This window comes from Gardnerella sp. 2492, assembly GCF_050320365.1.
In the GTDB taxonomy this organism is placed as follows: Bacteria; Actinomycetota; Actinomycetes; order Actinomycetales; family Bifidobacteriaceae; genus Bifidobacterium.
The window spans coordinates 454,667-473,717 of the sequence record NZ_CP186952.1; the positions used below are offsets into that span (position 1 = coordinate 454,667).

The window sequence follows — 19,051 nt, forward strand, 5'->3', positions numbered from 1 at the left end:
TAATATATTAATAGATATTTATTATCAGAAAGAGTAGAGATTCTGTGGAGATTGTAAGAAGGTTGCGCATGTTTTGCGAGAATTGTGGAAACAAAATTAATACAGGAGACAAGTTCTGCGGTTTGTGTGGAGCTCCTGTTGAAGGTTATACATATGCTAAACAGGCTCAAGAAGCACAGCCTACTCAACCAACACAACCATCACAACCAACACAACCAACACAATCTGAGCAACAATCTTCTCAATTACAACTACTCCAACAAAATAAAACCGTTGAAGATCAAAAAACTAACAATAAGTCAAATAATAGTAGAAGAAAAATTGCAATCATCATTACCAGCATAGTGCTAACAATTGCACTTGTATTAGCTGGAGCAGTATGGTATTACCTTAAAAATTCCGCAACAATTCCTAGTGCAAAACTTGGAGAGTCTGCAAATAGTGTTGCAAAAGCTTTGAATGATAAAGGTTTCCGCACGGAAGTTATAGACGAGTTTAGTTCTGAGAAACAGGGAAACTTCCTTCGATATGTGAATGTTAAGTCTGGTTCACAGGAGTCTACTAGCAAGGTTGTTAAGATTTTAAGATCTAAAGGTCCTGGCGTTCCAGCGAAAGGCGTTGTCGGTGCAAGTTTAGAAAAAGCCGAAAAAATTGTGAAGTCAATGGGTGTACCTGTGAAGCTTCACCACGTGCCTGTAAGCGAAAAGTCTACTGACAAGATAGTTGCGTCTAGCCCAATGCCTGGAAACGCTGTTGGTAAAGACGGCGTAATACATATCGCAGTTGGCGAAAACACTGACGGCGTGCCAGTTGACGTGTTTGGTGTAGATAAAGACAAAGCCAAGGATATGCTATCTTCTAAGCCTTTCAGCGTGGATCTTCGACCAAAGTTTTCGTCGCCAAAATATTTCGGCAAAATTGTTGGTGATTATCCAGCTTTGGGCACTCAGGGAAATCCAAGTTCTGTAACGCTTTATTACGGAGTTGACGCTTCCAAAGCTAAGGATGTTGTTAGTGAGCCGACGGATTTCGGCGATAAAACGGCTTATCTTGTAACTCGAGCAGGCTCTTTTGTTGGCAAGTGGTGCACGAAGAGTGGTAATTGCATAAAACTGTTGCCGTATTCATTCCTTGGGTCAGAAGAAAAATATATTAACGGCGTCATTACGGAAGAAGTTGACAAAAGCGGCTCTACTGCTGATTATAACGATATAGATGTTCTTTATATGAGTGTGTGGGGCCAAGATCCTACTGATTATGCTATATATGATAAAAATATTGAAAATACAAAATATATGAAGAACAATCTTATTTCTGGAGATACAGGCACAGTTGAATTGTATGCTGGAAGGGATTCATCGTTCTGTGACGGACATATTAAGCATAATGCTGACGACAGGTCAGCATGTGTAAATGGCAAGTATATTGATGCCGAAACAGTTATGGATGGCACAAATGGAGACGATGATATTGAAAAAGATCCTGGTTATGGCGTTGGATACTACTACGTTATGCAAGATTTTATGGTAGTTGTGCCTGTTGGTGCGAAGTTCGATGAGCTTTTAAATAGCGGATATTTCGTTGGGAAAGGCAAGAATCAACCGGATTTAACGCGTCCGTTTATTTTGCGCAGGAATCCTAAATTGTACAAGCAAACGCGAGTTGATTTGCCTAAGACTAGCTATCCTGATTGGAGTCCGTTTATTCCTAGTATAAAAGGACGCGCGGTTCCGTTTGCACCTGCCCCGGACGATTCGAACGCGTACTATCTTGTGGAAGAGCCTTTCGATTGGGATACTTCCACTAGCGAATCATTGTAAGATGCGCTTAGTATACAGCGATTAGGTATTAACAACGCTTTTATACGAATTCTGTTTATTTCACCAAGTCATCTGGTGAAATAAACAAAACGCAAGGCGGAATTGTCGAAAACACCAAATCATTTGATGAAATAAACAAAATGTGAGGCAAAACTGTCGAAAACACCAAACCATTTAGTGAAATAAACAAAATGTAGTGCGAAAATGTCGAAAACACAAAATCATCTGGTGAAATCAACAATCTAAAAAGCGGAATTCATATAAAGTACGTAAAAATACTGCAACCGATCTCGCTTACGAAATTTACGCAAAACATGCGCGATCTTCTTCACATAATTTAGTCTTTACAACAAATACACACTCACAACTCACTCAGAACAACACACTCTTAGCACAAAGCCGCGTGAAGAGTTGTAGCGGAACCGTCTGTAAGACTTGCCACCTGGTCAATAGCCACACGAAGACGCTCATCGTCGTTAGTGCACTCGTTCCAATCCCCTACAAACACTTCTTCCATAGCATCGTGCGGACGAGGAGATTTACTCATAAAAACTTCCACTAAATCGGTGATGATTTTCTGCTCACGCCTATAAAACTCACGCTCGCGAGGAGCAATAATAAAATGAACAGCTAAACTTTTCAGCATAACCATTTCATAACTTGTGTTTTCTGGAATCACAACATTCGCACGATATCTGATTAACGCCCCATCACCATATTTTTCGCGAGTTGCTTTTTCAACAGAAACGGCGAAACGTCCTATAAGCATACTTGTTATATTTTTTAACTTAGCTAAAGATCTGCGCGAACCGTCGAAATTTTCCGGGAAAACATTAAGCTTACGCAAACGTTGAAAAGCTGCCAAAAGCTTATCGCAATCCCATTGCTTTCCATACCATGCATGAGTATCTTCAATAACACTGTCCGCTAAAGAAGGATCAGATACGCATTGTGTATTAAAAGCGCCTACAACAATCGCATCCTCAATATCGTGCACACTATAAGCAATATCATCCGAAAGATCCATTATTTGGCATTCCATTGGACGCGCATCTTTAGGAGCGCCAATTTTCAGCCATTCAAACACGTCGCGATCATCTGGATACACACAGAATTTCAGATCACGCTCACCTTTATCGTGCGCTTTTGCATCCTCTAATCCCCACGGATACTTTACAGTAGCGTCTAATGCTGCTCGAGTAAGATTAACCCCTGCGCTACTGCCATTTTCTCGAAAAACTTTCGGTTCCAAGCGCGTAAGTAAGCGGAGAGTTTGAGCGTTACCTTCAAAACCGCCAATATTTTTCGCTATTTGCGCAAGTACGCGTTCGCCGTTATGGCCAAAAGGAGGATGCCCCAAGTCGTGTGATAAACAAGCGCAATCAACAACATCTGGGTCGCATCCAAGCATTGCCGCGATTTGCCTACCGATTTGAGCAACTTCCAAAGTATGCGTCAAACGAGTGCGCACAAAATCATCAGATCCCGCAACTAAAACCTGACTTTTTGCTCCAAGCCGACGCAATGCAGACGAATGTATGATTCGCGCACGATCGCGCTCAAAAGGAGTACGAACACGCGTATGATGAGGCTCGCTTGCATAACGCTCAGTGTCACGCAAATCGTATTCGCCAACGACTTCATTATCTGAAGCGATAACTTCATCGCTTATAGAAAAAACTTCGTCACACATTAAAACCTCTTAATTAATAACCTAGATCTAGCGCTTAAGTTTAGCTTTTATATCAAGCTTTTATATCAAGCTTTTTGCGTCCAGTTTTGCAATATCGCTAGAAGATAGCACTTCGTAAGCGTTACGATAAAGCCGCGGCACACGAGGCCCGATTCCAGTCATGATTTCGTAGCTGATTGTTCCTGCAGCTTCTGCCCAATCGTCAGCAGTAGGCTCGGCAAATTCCACACCTCTTCCAGGTCCAAAAAGCGTTACAGTATCGCCTTCTCGAACGCCTAACTCTGCAGCATCGCCTTTTAAATCAACTATGAACTGATCCATGCAAACTCGCCCAGAAACGTTCAAAACTCGCGCACCCTTATTGGTTTCTACTCTCACTGGTCCGCCCGGTTTATCAACATGACGTGCACCTTGCATATCAAATCCGGAAGCAGAACGCAAAATACCGTCAGCATAACCAAGAGGCACAATAGCAGTACTCGTATTATTTGGAGTTAAATACGTGCGTCCGTATGAAATTCCATGCCCTTCTTCTACAGATTTTACGGTGCCGAGTTGCGCTTGAAGAGTCATAGCTGGCTGCAATCCATAAGTTTGAGAATCCCCCATTGCAGGATCCGGCTCGTATCCGTACAAACCAATTCCTGGACGAACAAGTTCAAAACGTATTTCAGGACGATTAAGCGTTGCAGCAGTATTCGCTAAATGGCGGATTTTAGGCGCAACATTCGCTTCGCACATACGTTCTGTAAATTCGTTAAATTGATTAATTTGCCGGTCGGTTGCGTCTACAAATTCTGGAACGTCAGGAGAATCTGCCACAGCTAAGTGGCTCCATTGGCCAATAACCTCAATCACGCCTTCGCTAGAGTATTGCTTTAACTTTTCTAAAGCGGCATTAAAACCTTCTGGAGTAAAACCATTTCGTCCAAAACCAGTATCGACTTTTACGTGCACGCGAGCAGGCTTACCTAAAGCACGTGCAGCAAAAGCTACAGCGTCGAGCGAGTCAATAGAGCCTACTGAAATATCGATATTTTCCGTAATCAGATCCGCAAATCTCGTAGTCGGAGCGCTAGTAAGCCAAGTGAGAATATGGCAACGGCTGGAATCAATACCAGCTGCACGCAAACGTAAAGCTTCGTATGGTTGAGCTGTACCAAGCCAAGTAGCGCCTCCAGCTAAAGCCGCGAGCGCACTAGGAATAAGCCCGTGACCGTATCCGTCTGCTTTTACGACTCCCATAACTTCCGGCGCATTCTGACCAGGCTGCAAATCTTGACCAACTCGCGCAACCAAAGCGCGCATATTGTCTCGAAGCGCCTTCAAATCGACAATTACTTGACCAGGGTATGTACTTAACGCGCGAGCATAGTTTTCAGCTAATGTCACCGTATTTTTAGGATCTGTACTCATTATTCACCTATTATTTTTACACTCAAGAATGCGCTCAAATTTAGAATTAGTTACTTACTTAGTTACTTACTTAGTTACTTACCTTAAGATAATTTCACACAAGTTTACGCTCAAAAGGATCCGAGCTAATACCTTTAGCTAAAATATCCTTGCACCATTGGCGAGCACCAAACAAACTATGATCTCGATAATTACCGCAAGATTTAATTGTGGTTGCTGGAACATCATCCCATGTAGCCTTGAAAGCTATAAACTCAAGGGACTCTTTTAACGCGCGAGCAACTTCCTCAGTGCTGTGCTCTCCCCACGTAAGAAGATGGAAGCCTGTACGACAACCAAAAGGAGAGCAATCAATATATCCGTCAATACGTTCCCTTAAAAGTACTGCTATTGTATGTTCGATTGTGTGCAAAGCTGCTGTAGGAATAGCTTCTTCATTAGGCTGAGTTAAGCGAATATCATAATTTGAGATTACATCACCATTAGGGCCTTTTTGCGTATCAATATAACGCACGTAAGGAGCTTTTACTTTAGTATGATCTAATTCAAAACTTTCTGGACGCGGACGCTGCTTAGAATTTTCGCTCATAATTATTCCCTTCATTTACTCATGAAATACTTATATACATATTAGACTGTATCCTGCAAATTAAGTAAATTTAGCGAAATAACTTTAGATTTTATAAGATTGCTGCGTTTACAAGTTCTCGCGTATAAGAATTCTTAGGATAGTTAAGTACTTGGCTTACGCTTCCAGACTCTACTATTTTCCCATCATTTAGTACGATCACGCGTGTAGCTAAATGCTGAATCATACCTAAATCGTGACTTACGAATATGCAAGACATGTTTGGGCGTTTAGATCGAATCGTAGCAAAAGCTTCAAGAATACGAGTACGTTCAGCAACGTCGATAGCACTCATAGGTTCATCTGCTATAAGTATTCTAGGGTCGTTAATAAGCGCTCGAGCTATAGCAACGCACTGAGCCTGACCGCCAGAAAGCTCATGCGGATATTTTTGCGCAAAATTTTCTGGTTTTAAACCGACTAATTTCAAAACACTATAAACACGATTGTTTACATCTTCCTTACTAAGATTCATATTTTTATGTCTTATATTAAGCGGCTCAGCAACACTTTTTTCCACAGTCCAGCGTGGGTCTAATGCTGCGAAAGGATGTTGAAAAACTAAGGAAGTTTCACTACGTAACGCTAAAAAGTCACTTTTTTTGCTATTTGATAAAGCTATTATGTTGGAATCGTATTCGATAGTTCCTTCTGAAATTTTTTGCAAACCAAGTATGGATCGAATGAGAGTAGTTTTACCACTGCCAGATCCGCCTATAATTGCTAAAGATTCACCAACTTTAAGATTTAAGTCGACACCTTTTAATACTTCAGAACTTTTTTTGCCACTACCAAATATTACGTGAATGTTTTTTGCAGAGAGCAAAGTTGCGGAATTTTCAGATTTACAGATACTATCAGAAATACTTTCAGCGGAAGTATCTTTAGCAGAAGCACTTTCCGAAAAAGCACTTTCCGAATTTTTTGCTCTAAGCGTAAGTTTTCTAGCAGATTCAACAAGAATACGAGTTGAAGTAACTTTAGGATTTTCAAGCAAATCTTTCACACAAGCACTATCAACCAAATTCCCAGAATCGAGAACATAACAGCGCTGAGATGAATGAGAAAGCACAGAAAAATCGTGAGTAACAAAAAGCATTGATGCTCCCATATCGTCCACAAGTGAAGTGAGCATACTTACAACATCACGCTGAGTAACAGAATCAAGAGCCGTAGTAGGCTCATCAGCAAGAATAAGTTTTGGATATGTAATTAGCGCTGTGGCAATTCCTACACGCTGCTGCTGGCCTCCAGAAAGCTCAAAAGTGCGCTTAGAAGCAAGTTTAGGTGATAAACCAACCTTCTCAAGCATATTACAAACACGATTATGAACATCATCGTCATTCAGAAGATAGTGTATTCGAAGAGGCAATGAAATCTGCTGTTCTACTGTTAAAACAGGATTTAGTGCGCGATTAGCCTGCTGAAAAACAACTCCCACGTATTTTCCGCGAAGTTTTGCTATTTCAATATCACTAGCCCCAACTGTCTGCAAATCACCCAGTTTGCAAGATCCAGAAACTTTTGCACCTTCTGGAAGTAAACCAGTAACAGCACGAATCAGCATAGACTTACCGGATCCTGATGAGCCAACTAAACCCACACGCTCACCATCTGCAACTTTAAGAGACACGTTATTTAATACACAAGAATTACCTAAAGTAACGTTAAGATTATTAACAATTAAACTCATTTAACTACCCCTCAACCTAATTTTTTAACTCAACTACACTACTTTTAGATGTAGGTTTTAACGCGACTCTAAGTACATCACCAAATAAATTCAACGCCACAACAACTAAAGTAACTATTAAACCAGGCCAAAGTACCGCTAAAGGATTTACATGAATAAGAGTTACAGAGGTTGCCAAAACTCTTCCCCAGCTTGCAACACCGGAAGGTACGCCAACTCCTAAATAAGTTAAACCGCTTTCTGCTAAAATTACGGTTCCTGCAGAAAGCGAAAGCTGAACTAATGCAACAGGAATTATATTAGGAAATACGTGACTAATAAGTATGTAACGTCTAGAAGCACCCTGAGAAACTGCGAAAGTTACATAATCAGATCGCAAAGCGAGTTCAGCACTTGGACGCACAATTCGAGCCAAATTAAGCCCATAACCAATTGCACAAGACAATACGATTACAAGAACACTAGCACCAAGCGGAACAGCAAGCATAAGCGCAACTAACACAGTCGGTATTGAAATCAGCGCATCGACGAACATAACACTTGAGCCACTAATAATCTGGGTTTTAGAAATCATTAAACTAAGCAAAAGTGAGGCAATGCTAGCAGAAATAATCACGGTACAGATAACTAAAATAAGTTCAATACGAGAACCAGCCATAAGCCAACTAAGAATATCTGATCCAGCACCATCAGTTCCAAGCCAGTGAGACCAAGACGGCTTCTGCCATACTGCAAAACCGTTAGTATAAAGCAGTGAGTACGGCGTCCAGAATAAAGAAATTATGGATACTGTAATCCACAAGCCGAGCGTTACGCACACAAATTTACCAAAAGAAATATTCCACAATCTCACTAAAAATAAAAACTTAAGTTTATTAATTAACTTACTCACGGAACTCATAAGGGAACTAATAACGGAACTCATCACTAAACTCACTTCCTTACTCTTACTCAACTTTTAAAAACTAGTTAGATTCAGAATCTTGAGATAAGCGTGAATCAAGAAGCTGGTGAGAAACATCTACTATAAATCCGATAGTTAAAAACAAAGCTGAGAGCATAAAAAGCTCGCCTTGAACTGCAATAAGATCTCGTAAACCAACATCTCTCACCAAACCCATACCCATTCCTGGAAGCGAGAAAAGATTCTCAATCACCATAACGCCCATAACCATGTGAGCAAAAGTCAATCCTATAACAGAAACAAGCTGCGGAAGTGCCAAACGTAAGCCTACCTTCCAAACAACTTCCTTTCTAGTCATTCCACAAGCCATAGATTGAGAAGCAATTTCGCTATCCGAAATATTTTCTAAAACGGCAGCCGTGTAACGCATAAAACCAGAGCCTACAATAATTCCAACACTAAAAGCTGGAAGAAGCAGAGAATAAAAAGCTTCACCAAACTCACCCCAGCCGTCAGTTGGAAAACCTTGAGTAGGTAGAATTTTAAAAACGCCAACGCCTTTTCCTAAAAGCAAAATAAGCAGCATACCACCCCAAAGAGCCGGCACAGACCCTGCAGTTAGCGCCATAAAACGAGTTAATTTTACAAGTTTACTTTTGCGGTAAATAGCTTGAAGACATCCTAACGGAATACCAATTGCAAGAGCTATTATCAATCCCATAATAATAAGTGGGAAAGTAATGGAAGCGCGCATAGCAATAGTTGAACTTACGGAACGGCCGGTTAACATAGATACACCAAAATCACCACGAAAAACGCCGCAAATCCAGTCAACATACTGCGTAAAAAGTGGTTTATCAATACCAAGCTCAGCGCGCAATTGCTCTACTTTACCGCTAGGAGCGTTCAAGCCGGCCATAACTTGCGCAACATCTCCTGGAAGAACACGCAAAGCAAGAAATACGGCTGTAGAAATGCAAAATAACGCCGCAATGAAAAGCAGCAAACGTTGGCATATCATGCGAAACATAAACCGCCTCCTTTTTATAGGCTTCCAGTCAAAGCTCACCGCAAGTATACGAATTCGGACACGCGCGCAGTATGATTTCTGCGCGAGTGTCTCATTTTGCCTGTTTTAAGACACTGGCGCAGATTGCGTTCTGCGCGAGTGTCCCATTCTGCTTGTTTTAAGACACTGGCGCAGATTGCGTTCTGCACGAGTGTCCCATTCTGCTTGTTTTAAGACACTGGCGCAGATTACGTTCTGCGCGAGTGTCCCTTGATTTGTGCTTAGCAAATCAAAATCAGCTAAGTCGCAGATTGTAAAGTGGCAAAATCTCCTGATTCATGTCAAACGGCATTCCCTCAAGATTCTTCACCTTCGCAGTCACAACGCGGTAGTTAAACAGCCAATCAGCCGGAGCATCTTCACTTACGATTTTCGCAGCTTTTGCAAGAAGTTTCTCGGACTCATCCTTATTGGCACTAAGCATAGCCTTCGCATACAAATCCTGAACCTGCTTATTGTCGTAACCGTAGTAATATGTAGGATCCGCCCACTGCCCAAAATCGTGGCTTTCATTGTGATCAACCATCGACAAATCATACTGCTTATTCTTATAAACATCCTGCAGCCATGTAGTAAACTCAACAACATTAACTTTCAAGTCGATTCCCACAGGCTTAAGTTGTGAGCGCAACTGATCACCAATCTGCGTACCGTAAATATTCGGGTAAGTAAGCGAAAGCTGTAACGGATGAGACTCGTCAAAACCAGCCTTCTTCATAAGTTCTTTAGCTCGATCAACATTGTGCGGATACAGATTAGTCAAATCCTCATAACCAGGGTCTAGAGAAGGAATAGGACCGCCCAACGGAACGTCAGTACCACCACGGGACGCAATTATTTGCTTATGATCAATAGCGTAACGAATCGCCTCACGCACGCGCTTATCCTTAGTGCGCTCGCCCTTCATATTCATAGCTAAAACAAACTTGTCAGTACCATTTCCAGCATGAACATCGTAGTGAGCAGCATCATCTTTAAACGGTTTAGCTAGCTGACCAGAAATAGGAGCTAAAGCTTGCACAGAGCCGGAAGAAAGCGCGTCTATTGCAGCGTTATCATCTACAAAATAGCGAACTACGATCTTTGCTGTTTTCGCAGGATGAATACCTTTATAACGAGGATTTGCTTTTAACACAACGCGATCGTTAGGCACGAACTTGTCGACTAAGTATGGGCCTGAACCAACAGCCTGAGTTTTAGCATCATACTTAGCGTTTCTGTCAAACACTAAACCGGATCGGCTGCATAAAGCCCACAGAAGCTTAGCATTTGGCTCCTTAAGAGTGATTTCAAACGTGTAATCATCTTTTGCCTTAGCTGACTCAACTTTGCCAACCATATTCGATCCGCGATACTTTTTTGAAACAAGCTCGTTAAATGACCATTCTGCGTCTTTTGCAGTTAGCTTATGTCCGTTAGAAAATAGTGAGTCTTTGCGAAGATGGAATGTGTAGCGTAAGCCGTCTTTACTTATTTCCCAGCTTTTTGCTAAGGAAGGTGAGACTTGGTTTTTAGCATCTCGCGCAACCAAACCCTCGTACACGTTGCCGATAAGCAACTGATCGAGCGAAGATCCAGATTGGTTGCGAATATCTAAGTTCGTAGGAGCTAACTTTAAGCCGATTGAAACGGTTTTATAAGACATTGCCGATGATGAATTTGATTTATTCGATTTTGGAGTAAGAGTTGCAAATATTGCACTAAATACTGCTATTACAACAATTACTAAGCTGAGCATCCACATTTTGCCGATCTTATGTTTCGAACGAGCAGAAGATGATTTTTCAGCGGAATTTAACGAAGAATCGGTACTAGAGTCAAAAGAAGCTACTCTACTAGCTTCGTTTTTATTTTTACCAGAGACTATTTTGGTCGCGTCGTTTTCTTCGTACGCGCCTTTCTCGGGTTTTGTGTTACCCATACCATAAACCTTTCTTAATGGTATTAATATTAAATTGTTATGTGCTTTTTTAATTTTTAGTAGCTCGACGCTTGATTACGCACTTAACGCAAGTCGCCGGCTGTACTAATCGTAACGTATACGCAAGCCAGGCTCACCGTATTTTTGTATAAAGAATTAAGTAAAAATTTGTATACTTTTGATTAATGGGTTTCATAGCGGTTCCGCAGTAGTTTTCGCAATAGATTCAGTAGCAGTTTCGCAATAGATTCGCAAAATCGTCCAAAATTATAATGTTTATAAAGTATATATCCTACGAATGTGGTTAAATTCCAACAGAACATAAACCTGAAAACGTCTTGCATTGACTTAGCACAATTCTTGCAATTAATGCGCAAAATAAGTGCGTTTATCAGATTTTAATATACAAACAGGTTAAAGCGAGGAATGATGTCTGAAAACTTGAATACTGCAGCAACCGTGAACGAATCTTCGGATCCGCAGAACAAAAGCGGCGAAGATCGCACGGCTTTGAACCGTCAGCTTGCTCAAATGCTTAAAGGCGGCGTGATTATGGACGTCACCACACCTGAGCAGGCGCGAATTGCTGAAGATTCTGGAGCTTGCGCAGTTATGGCTTTGGAACGTATTCCTGCTGATATTCGCGCAGCCGGCGGCGTTTCTCGTATGAGCGATCCAGCAATGATTCACGGAATTCAAGAGGCTGTGTCTATTCCTGTTATGGCAAAATGCCGTATTGGCCACTTTGTTGAAGCTCAGGTGCTTGAGGCTATTGAGATCGACTACATTGACGAAAGCGAAGTACTTTCCCCAGCAGACGATGTATACCATATTAATAAGCGCGATTTTGCTGTGCCTTTCGTTTGCGGTGCTAAGGATTTGGGCGAGGCTTTGCGCAGAATTAACGAAGGCGCTTCAATGATTCGCACTAAGGGCGAGCCTGGAACTGGTGACGTGATTCAGGCTGTGCGCCACATGCGCATGATGAATTCCGCAATTCGTAAGCTTACAAGCATGCGCGAGGATGAGCTTTTTGAGGAAGCTAAGAATTTGCGCGTTCCTTTTGAACTCGTAAAGTACGTTGCACAAAACGGCAAGCTTCCTGTTGTTAACTTCGCTGCTGGCGGTGTTGCTACCCCAGCTGACGCTGCTTTGATGATGCAGCTTGGTGCTGAAGGCGTGTTCGTTGGCTCCGGCATCTTTAAGTCTGGAGACCCAGCAAAGCGCGCCGCTGCAATCGTTAAGGCCGTGACCAACTACAAGGACGCTAAGATGATTGCTAAGCTTTCCGAGAATTTGGGCGAAGCAATGGTTGGCATTAACGAGCAGGAAATCAAGCTTTTGATGGCTGAGCGCGGCGAGTGATTAAGGCAAGTGATTGAGGCGAATGATTTTGACAGACTCACCTATCAATACTGGTAACTCCACTGCTGGTAACTCCGCTCACACTGTAGCAGTTTTAGCTGTTCAGGGTGCTTTTCTTGAGCATCGCTTAATGCTTGAGAAACTTGGCGCGAGGGCCATAGAGCTTAGGCAGGCGCGCGATTTAGAGCAGTCTTTTGACCGTTTAGTGTTGCCGGGAGGCGAAAGCACCGTGCAAGCTAAGCTTCTTCGCGAGCAGAATATGCTCGAGCCTTTGCGCGAGAGAATTGCAGGCGGAATGCCTGTTCTTGGCACTTGCGCAGGCTTGATTTTGCTTGCAAAGAACGTGGAAGGTAACGAAGTTAACGGCTTTGGCACTTTAGACGTAACAGTTAAGCGCAATGCTTATGGCCGCCAGCTTGGAAGCTTCCACTGCGAAGCTGAGTTTGGCGAGCTTGGCAAGGTGCCGATGACATTTATTCGCGCGCCTTACATTGCAGAGGTCGGCTCTAATGCTGAGGTTCTCGCAACTGTTAACGGTCACGTTGTTGCAGCGCGCCAAGGTAACCAAATCGGCACGTCCTTCCACCCAGAGCTTGACGACGATACGCGAATCCACCAGCTTTTCCTGAATCTGTAATCTGATTCGTAAGCGCACCGATACAAAAAGCCTTCGCAGTAACAATATCTGCGGAGGCTTTTTGACTGCAATAGTAACAAAGTTTTTAACGCAGAAGTCAAAAAGTCATCAAAATCTCAAAGTTTTTAACGCGGACGTCAAAAACTTTGAGTTTTAAGCAAGTTTTTGCTAATATGGTTAAAAAGTTGGAAAGTAGAGGAAATTTTCAAAGGGAGCTTACGGTGATATACAATTCAGCAACACACGCGCTCATAAATCGCCCAGAATACCTAAACCAGCTTATAGAACATAAAGACGTAGACTTAGTAAAAATCGTAACTGGCATTCGAAGGTGTGGAAAATCTTCCCTACTCGATCTTTTCCACAAGCATCTACTTAATTCTGGCATACGCGAAGACCATATTATTCACATAAATCTTGAGTCACTTAAATATCGAAATATCACAAATTACACGGAATTGTATGATTATATAAGCAAACGCATGCCAGCAGACTGCACAGAAAGTGGCACATCATACATAGCGTCACAAAATGCTACCGAATCCACAAACGCAAGCAAATCCACAAAAACATATCTTATTTTTGACGAGCTTCAAGCCGTAGAAGATTGGCAGAAAGCAGTAGAGTCGTTCCGCATTGATTTCAACGTTGACATTTACATTACAGGATCAAATGCGTATTTACTTTCCAGCGAATTTTCAACACTACTAGCAGGTCGTTATGTTGAAATCCGCATGCTGCCATTATCCTTCAAAGAATTCCTGGACTTTTACAACTTCCCAGAAAGCACATCAACAGACGAAAAATTCCAAAAATACTTGCAATTTGGCGGCATGCCAGTGCTAAGCGAATATAAATTCAACGAAGCGCGTAGCATGCAAGCTTTGGAGGGCATATATTCAACCGTTATTTTACGAGACGTTTTACAAAGAAACGAAAAAGCAGACCAAATTGTTTTACAAAAACTTATGACTTTCTTATGCTCAACTATTGGTAGCACAACTTCCCCAAACAGCATAAGCAAATCACTGCGAGCTGAAGGAGATATTGAAAAAACTACAGTATCTGTTGCTAGCAAAACTGTTAGCGATTACATACGCATGCTAAGCAACGCTTTTATTATTTTTCCAATACAACGCTACGATATTCAAGGCAAAGAGCTTCTGAAAACGCTTGGAAAAAATTACATTATTGACTTAGGTTTCCGCAATATGCTTTTAGGATACAGAGGAACAGATCGCGGACACATTATAGAAAACATTGTATTTCTTGAACTTATTAGACGCGATTATCGCGTTTATATTGGAAAAGTTGGTAGCACGGAAGTAGATTTTGTTGCAGAAAAGCCTAACGAAAAAATATACGTTCAGGTAACCGAAAGCATGCAATCTCCAGAAACGCGCGAACGTGAACTAAAGCCACTACGTGCAATCAAAGATAATTACGAAAAAATCGTGATTTCTATGGATCGCGATTACATAAACTCTTACGACGGAATTAAGGCGATTAATCTTATGGACTGGCTACTTAGGTAAACGCGCTCCGACCTGCTTGAGCGCTGCGATTTAGCGCGCGAAGGCAGGGCAGGGTTATGTGGCTGTGAGAGATAGGAATTACTTGTCTCGCAGCGCTACGCTCTTATACCTCATTTGGTTTAGTGGCTAGGTAGTTAAGTTTAGTTTTTTGCTTACTTTTTCTGCATAAACAGTTATTCATCAAAAAGATTATTACTATCGCTCCGCTTTTATATTGCTCGACCAAGCAATTCCTATCTCTCACTACTAATAAAACCGCTAGTGTTTTGCGTGAACTGACGAGCTGCTTGAGAGCTACTAGCGCTGTTTAGTGTGCTTGCCGAAGGTGGAATCGTCAGTTCGGAACCGAGCAAAGAAGCCGGTTGCTGCGCTTACAGCAGATTTAAGCATCGAGCCACTTACAACAGAATGCGCAACAGAATGCGCAAAGCAGTGCTTAGCACCAGAGGCAACATTGAGCGCGCCGCCACCAAAAGCCTTCGCAAACCCAGTCAAAGCAGTGCTTGGAAGCACCGAAGCAACCCATCCATGACGACCGAATGCCCCAGCAACCGCGAACATTGAGAACAGTCCAATCGACAAGAACGTAAACATAACAGCCGACTGGCCGCCAGTATGCGGCAAAGGCACTGGCTTAACAAGAGTACTTAAATAGTATGTAGTAGTAAAGAATATTAAAGGCGACTGTGGATCACTAACAGGCACAGCACCATCTTCACCTTCGCCAAGTTCTGTCCAAGTGCAAGTATTTCCGCTTGACTTCTTAAACCAGATTTTATAAGTACTGCCCTGTTCTTCAGGTTCAGGTTCAGGCTCAGGCTCAGGACCTTCTTCTACATCATCGTCATCTCTTACAGCTCGCGATTCTCTTGCGGATCGCAATTCCTTTACACGCGATTTCCCTACACGCGATTTCAACTTTGCACTGCGCAATTCAGAATCGGGTTCACCTTCACTAGGTTCTTCACTAGGTTGTTCACCAGGTTGTTCTTCACTAGGTTGTTCTTCCGCTTGAGAATCATCTATAGCACTTCGCAACTTTGAAGCGAAACTGTTTTTAACAATTTTGTACGCATAATCTTGCAAAGGTTCGTTTTTCTGCTTCTCTATACCAGTCGAATCATACAACGCAGAAACGTAGTAAGTAGTGCCACTAGAATCACCGCTACCATCACACTTACATGAATCCATATCGCCAGGTTCCATCTGCTTGGCTGTAACAGGAATGTAGTAGTTATCTGAAACAGAGTCTAAAATATTATTATTATCAGTTATGACTATGCTATTGCTTTTAGTTGAATCGTCACCATTTGTGGAGTATATTTCACCACCAGCAAGTATTGCGATAGGATCAGCAGGGTCTAGAGATTCTGGATCAGAACTAAAATCTTGAGACTTCAAGTTATTCGCAATCAAAGTGCCTTTAAAACCACTAAACATACTGTCAACAGAAAAATGCGAATTAGGATCAGTAGGTTTTGTAAAAGTCTTATTGCTGAAATCTAATACAAGTTTATCGCCGCTTTCTGCTACCACACCGGAAAACATTGAACTAAGATTCGTAACTTTTGAAATATCCCACTTGCTTAAATCAGCATCGCCGGTAAGTTTTTTGCAATCAGAAAACAGGCTAGACATGTCCTTAACATTGCTAACATTCCACTTACTCAATGCACTTATATCAGTCAAATTATCAGTACCTTTAGCAAGGCTGTGGCTGAACATTTCATGCATATCAGTAACATTGCCAACATTCCAGTTTTCTAGACCCGAAAGATTACTTAATCCAATACACCCTTCGAACATATCATGCATGTCGGTAACATTGTCAACCTTCCAACCTGCTAGATCTGAAAGACTAGTTAAGCTCTTACAACCGCTGAACAGACTATTCATATCCGTAACTTTATTAACAGTCCAGCCACTCAAATCACTAATATTCGCCAACAATTCACAACCGCTGAACAAGCTAGACATGTTCGTAACATTGCCAACCTTCGTTGCCCACTCACTCAGTTTCTCTGCACTAGTAAGCTTTTTACAATTTGCAAACATGCCAGACATGTTCTCAACTTTTCCAACATCCCACTTTTCTAAATCAGAAATGCTAGTTAAGCTCTTACAACTGTTGAACATGTCATGCATATCAGTAACCTTGTCAACATTCCAACCACTCAAAGGCTTAAGACTAGTTAAGCCAGTACAACTGTTGAACATGCCATGCATGTCAGTAACATTGCCAACATTCCACTCTTTCAGATCACTAATACTCTTCAACGATTCACAATCAGTGAACATGCCAGACATGTCAGTAACCTTGCCAAGTTTTGTTGCCCAATTACTCAATGCGCTTATATCAAATCCTTTTTCAGAATCAGCGCCTTCATTAGCGCAACTACTGAACATTCCGCTCATATTCTCTACATTATTAACATTCCAGTTTTCTAGACCAGAAAGGTCCTTCAAGCCACTGCAACCGTTGAACATGCCATGCATGTCCGTAACATTGCCAACATTCCATTTTGCTAGATCTGAAAGACTCTTCAAGCCACTGCAACCGTCGAACATACTATACATCTTCTTAATATTTTCAATATTCCAACCACTCAAAGGCTCAATGCTACTAATATTGTTGCATCCATAGAACATTCTAGACGTGCTAGTTAATTTGCTTGTACTGCTCTTATCTTTATTCCAATTAGCTAATTCTTCGATATTGTCAAGATTAGTGCACCTTGCAAACATGTCATCCATGGCAATAACGTTGCTGACATTCCATTTTTTTAGGCCAACAGTATTTTGAATCTGTGTCGCCGCAAACATTGCCCTCATGCCTGTAACGTTACTTACATCCCAATTTTCAAACGCCTTGGAAGATTGATCACCTCCACCAATGTTCAGGCAGTATCTGAACATGCTATTCATTGACTCTAAGCTTTTAGTTTTCCACTTTTCCAAACCAGTAAATTCTTTTATCTCGATGCAACCTTCGAACATACTATCCATATTTGTAACGTTACTGACATTCCAGTTACTCAAAGGTCCTAGCGAAGCAATCATCATTAGGCCCGCATATCCACCATTAAGTTTATCGTGCTCAGTGTTGTCATTAATAACAGCCGAGAACATGCTCTTCATGTTCGTAACCTTGCTAACATCCCAGCCACTCAAACCACTAATATCTTCTAAACCCGTGCACCCCTCAAACATGCTTTGCATATTTGTAACATTGCTCACATCCCAACCACGCAAACTGTTAAGATCAGTTAACGAGGAATTCTTAAACAGATAGGACATGTCTGTAACATTACTTGTATCAAACCTGTCGGCGCCATCAATAAAACTAATATTTTTCCCCGAAAAAAGACCCACATCATTCTTTGATAAACTACCGTACGCATACACATATGCATTCGAAAAATTAACTGAGCCACTATCACCGAGATTTGAAATTTCTTGTCGAATACTATCAAAATTACTAATTGGTGCATCAGCACTAATAGCACACTTGCTTCCACTACCAGAGCTAGGGCGGAATCGAATTGAAGCATTAGCGAACACGTCAGTAAATAAATAAGCCTCGCAAGCAGGAAGTTTTTTAACTTTATCTAGGCTTAATTTCTCCATACCACCAGTGCTGCGATCTTTGCCCTTAGTTTTGTTAGCGTCTTTGCTATCTTTTTTAGAATCTTTGTCAGCATTTTTGTCAGATTTGTCAGATTTACCAGATTTTACAGCATCTTTACTAGCATCTTTGCCAGATTTCGAACTCTTTCCAGCAGTATCAGCATCTTTGCCATCATTACCAGCACCTTTGCCAGCATTGCTGTTATCTACAGACCCCACCCCATTAGGATTTTTACTATCTACCTTGTTGCCTTTATTTTCTGTTACTTTATTTTCTTTACCAACTTCCCCATTAGCTGCACTGTTACCTTCTTTTTTATCTACCTCTTTAGCCTTCTTATCTCCTTTATCCCCTTTAACAGTCTCCCCTTTAGCTCCTTCTTTTTTACCAACCTTCTCTTTACCAGCTCCCCCTTCACCAGCTCCCCCTTCACCCGACTTACTTTGACCCCTATTATTCTCGGCAGCAGCAGCCAAAGCAGCAGCAAACAATGGATTCTTAGTCACCTTGGTATAAACCAACCCAGGCAGTACAGTTACGCTTAAAATCATAGAGACTAAACATAAAACGGCGCCAATTGCCGAAAGAATACGATGTTTCCTACTCTCCTTCATCAATCTTCCTCTCGAATGCGAATAAATACGCTACCAGCGCATAAACAGGACGCAAAAACAAATGCGCACCCATGAAGGTTCACCGGCGAACGCAACCTTTATACACAACTATTCACTAGTATACTCCT

General features: G+C 41.7%; 13 protein-coding genes. 4 read left to right on the forward strand and 9 right to left on the reverse strand.

Features of this window, described 5'->3' with window-relative positions; genetic code table 11:
• The first annotated feature begins 68 nt into the window (after positions 1-68).
• Complete coding sequence (locus ACPFYS_RS01745) at positions 69-1,820, forward strand: zinc-ribbon domain-containing protein (protein ID WP_427877263.1); 1,752 nt, start codon at positions 69-71, stop codon at positions 1,818-1,820.
• 55 nt (positions 1,821-1,875) lie between these two features.
• Here the strand turns inward: ACPFYS_RS01745 and ACPFYS_RS01750 are convergent, their stop codons facing one another.
• The 8 genes from ACPFYS_RS01750 to ACPFYS_RS01785 form a co-directional block, all read right to left on the reverse strand.
• Positions 1,876-2,058, reverse strand: coding sequence for a hypothetical protein (locus ACPFYS_RS01750; protein ID WP_427877264.1), 183 nt, complete (start codon positions 2,056-2,058; stop codon positions 1,876-1,878).
• A gap of 150 nt (positions 2,059-2,208) precedes the next feature.
• Entirely contained in the window at positions 2,209-3,492 is a 1,284-nt protein-coding gene (locus ACPFYS_RS01755) for a deoxyguanosinetriphosphate triphosphohydrolase (protein WP_427877580.1), read from the reverse strand.
• 81 nt (positions 3,493-3,573) lie between these two features.
• Positions 3,574-4,929: an alanine racemase gene (gene alr, locus ACPFYS_RS01760; RefSeq protein ID WP_427877265.1), complete on the reverse strand. Its 1,356-nt coding sequence runs from the start codon at positions 4,927-4,929 to the stop codon at positions 3,574-3,576.
• Between the two features lie 94 nt (positions 4,930-5,023).
• Positions 5,024-5,518 (reverse strand): S-ribosylhomocysteine lyase, encoded by a 495-nt coding sequence (locus ACPFYS_RS01765; RefSeq protein WP_427877266.1) that lies wholly within the window; start codon positions 5,516-5,518, stop codon positions 5,024-5,026.
• Positions 5,519-5,609: 91 nt separating this feature from the next.
• A complete protein-coding gene (locus ACPFYS_RS01770) occupies positions 5,610-7,250 on the reverse strand; it encodes an ABC transporter ATP-binding protein (RefSeq protein ID WP_427877267.1) in 1,641 nt (546 codons plus the stop codon).
• Positions 7,251-7,266: 16 nt separating this feature from the next.
• A complete protein-coding gene (locus ACPFYS_RS01775) occupies positions 7,267-8,151 on the reverse strand; it encodes an ABC transporter permease (RefSeq protein ID WP_427877269.1) in 885 nt (294 codons plus the stop codon).
• A 64-nt stretch (positions 8,152-8,215) separates the two neighbouring features.
• Positions 8,216-9,184, reverse strand: coding sequence for an ABC transporter permease (locus tag ACPFYS_RS01780; RefSeq protein WP_427877271.1), 969 nt, complete (start codon positions 9,182-9,184; stop codon positions 8,216-8,218).
• A gap of 274 nt (positions 9,185-9,458) precedes the next feature.
• A complete protein-coding gene (locus ACPFYS_RS01785; protein ID WP_427877273.1) occupies positions 9,459-11,144 on the reverse strand; it encodes an ABC transporter substrate-binding protein in 1,686 nt (561 codons plus the stop codon).
• Positions 11,145-11,573: 429 nt separating this feature from the next.
• Here ACPFYS_RS01785 and pdxS point away from each other — a divergent pair, with 429 nt between their 5' ends.
• The 3 genes from pdxS (at position 11,574) to ACPFYS_RS01800 (ending at position 14,681) form a co-directional block, all read left to right on the forward strand.
• Positions 11,574-12,509: a pyridoxal 5'-phosphate synthase lyase subunit PdxS gene (gene pdxS / locus ACPFYS_RS01790; protein WP_427877582.1), complete on the forward strand. Its 936-nt coding sequence runs from the start codon at positions 11,574-11,576 to the stop codon at positions 12,507-12,509.
• A gap of 22 nt (positions 12,510-12,531) precedes the next feature.
• On the forward strand, positions 12,532-13,146 hold the full coding sequence (gene pdxT / locus ACPFYS_RS01795) for a pyridoxal 5'-phosphate synthase glutaminase subunit PdxT (protein ID WP_427877274.1): 615 nt from the start codon (positions 12,532-12,534) through the stop codon (positions 13,144-13,146).
• Between the two features lie 221 nt (positions 13,147-13,367).
• Complete coding sequence (locus ACPFYS_RS01800; protein ID WP_427877276.1) at positions 13,368-14,681, forward strand: ATP-binding protein; 1,314 nt, start codon at positions 13,368-13,370, stop codon at positions 14,679-14,681.
• 297 nt (positions 14,682-14,978) lie between these two features.
• On the opposite strand, the gene ACPFYS_RS01805 is transcribed toward ACPFYS_RS01800, so the two are convergent.
• Positions 14,979-18,923: a BspA family leucine-rich repeat surface protein gene (locus ACPFYS_RS01805; RefSeq protein WP_427896792.1), complete on the reverse strand. Its 3,945-nt coding sequence runs from the start codon at positions 18,921-18,923 to the stop codon at positions 14,979-14,981.
• Positions 18,924-19,051: the final 128 nt, after the last annotated feature.

Bases quoted from the DNA above. Each gene is read 5' to 3' on its own strand.
- ACPFYS_RS01805 (WP_427896792.1), bottom strand. From the start codon at position 18,923: ATGAAGGAGAGTAGGAAACATCGTATTCTTTCGGCAATTGGCGCCGTT.
- ACPFYS_RS01775 (WP_427877269.1), bottom strand. From the start codon at position 8,151: ATGAGTTCCGTGAGTAAGTTAATTAATAAACTTAAGTTTTTATTTTTA.
- ACPFYS_RS01770 (WP_427877267.1), bottom strand. From the start codon at position 7,250: ATGAGTTTAATTGTTAATAATCTTAACGTTACTTTAGGTAATTCTTGT.
- ACPFYS_RS01745 (WP_427877263.1), top strand. From the start codon at position 69: ATGTTTTGCGAGAATTGTGGAAACAAAATTAATACAGGAGACAAGTTC.
- pdxT (WP_427877274.1), top strand. From the start codon at position 12,532: ATGATTTTGACAGACTCACCTATCAATACTGGTAACTCCACTGCTGGT.
- pdxS (WP_427877582.1), top strand. From the start codon at position 11,574: ATGTCTGAAAACTTGAATACTGCAGCAACCGTGAACGAATCTTCGGAT.
- ACPFYS_RS01780 (WP_427877271.1), bottom strand. From the start codon at position 9,184: ATGTTTCGCATGATATGCCAACGTTTGCTGCTTTTCATTGCGGCGTTA.
- ACPFYS_RS01765 (WP_427877266.1), bottom strand. From the start codon at position 5,518: ATGAGCGAAAATTCTAAGCAGCGTCCGCGTCCAGAAAGTTTTGAATTA.
- ACPFYS_RS01785 (WP_427877273.1), bottom strand. From the start codon at position 11,144: ATGGGTAACACAAAACCCGAGAAAGGCGCGTACGAAGAAAACGACGCG.
- alr (WP_427877265.1), bottom strand. From the start codon at position 4,929: ATGAGTACAGATCCTAAAAATACGGTGACATTAGCTGAAAACTATGCT.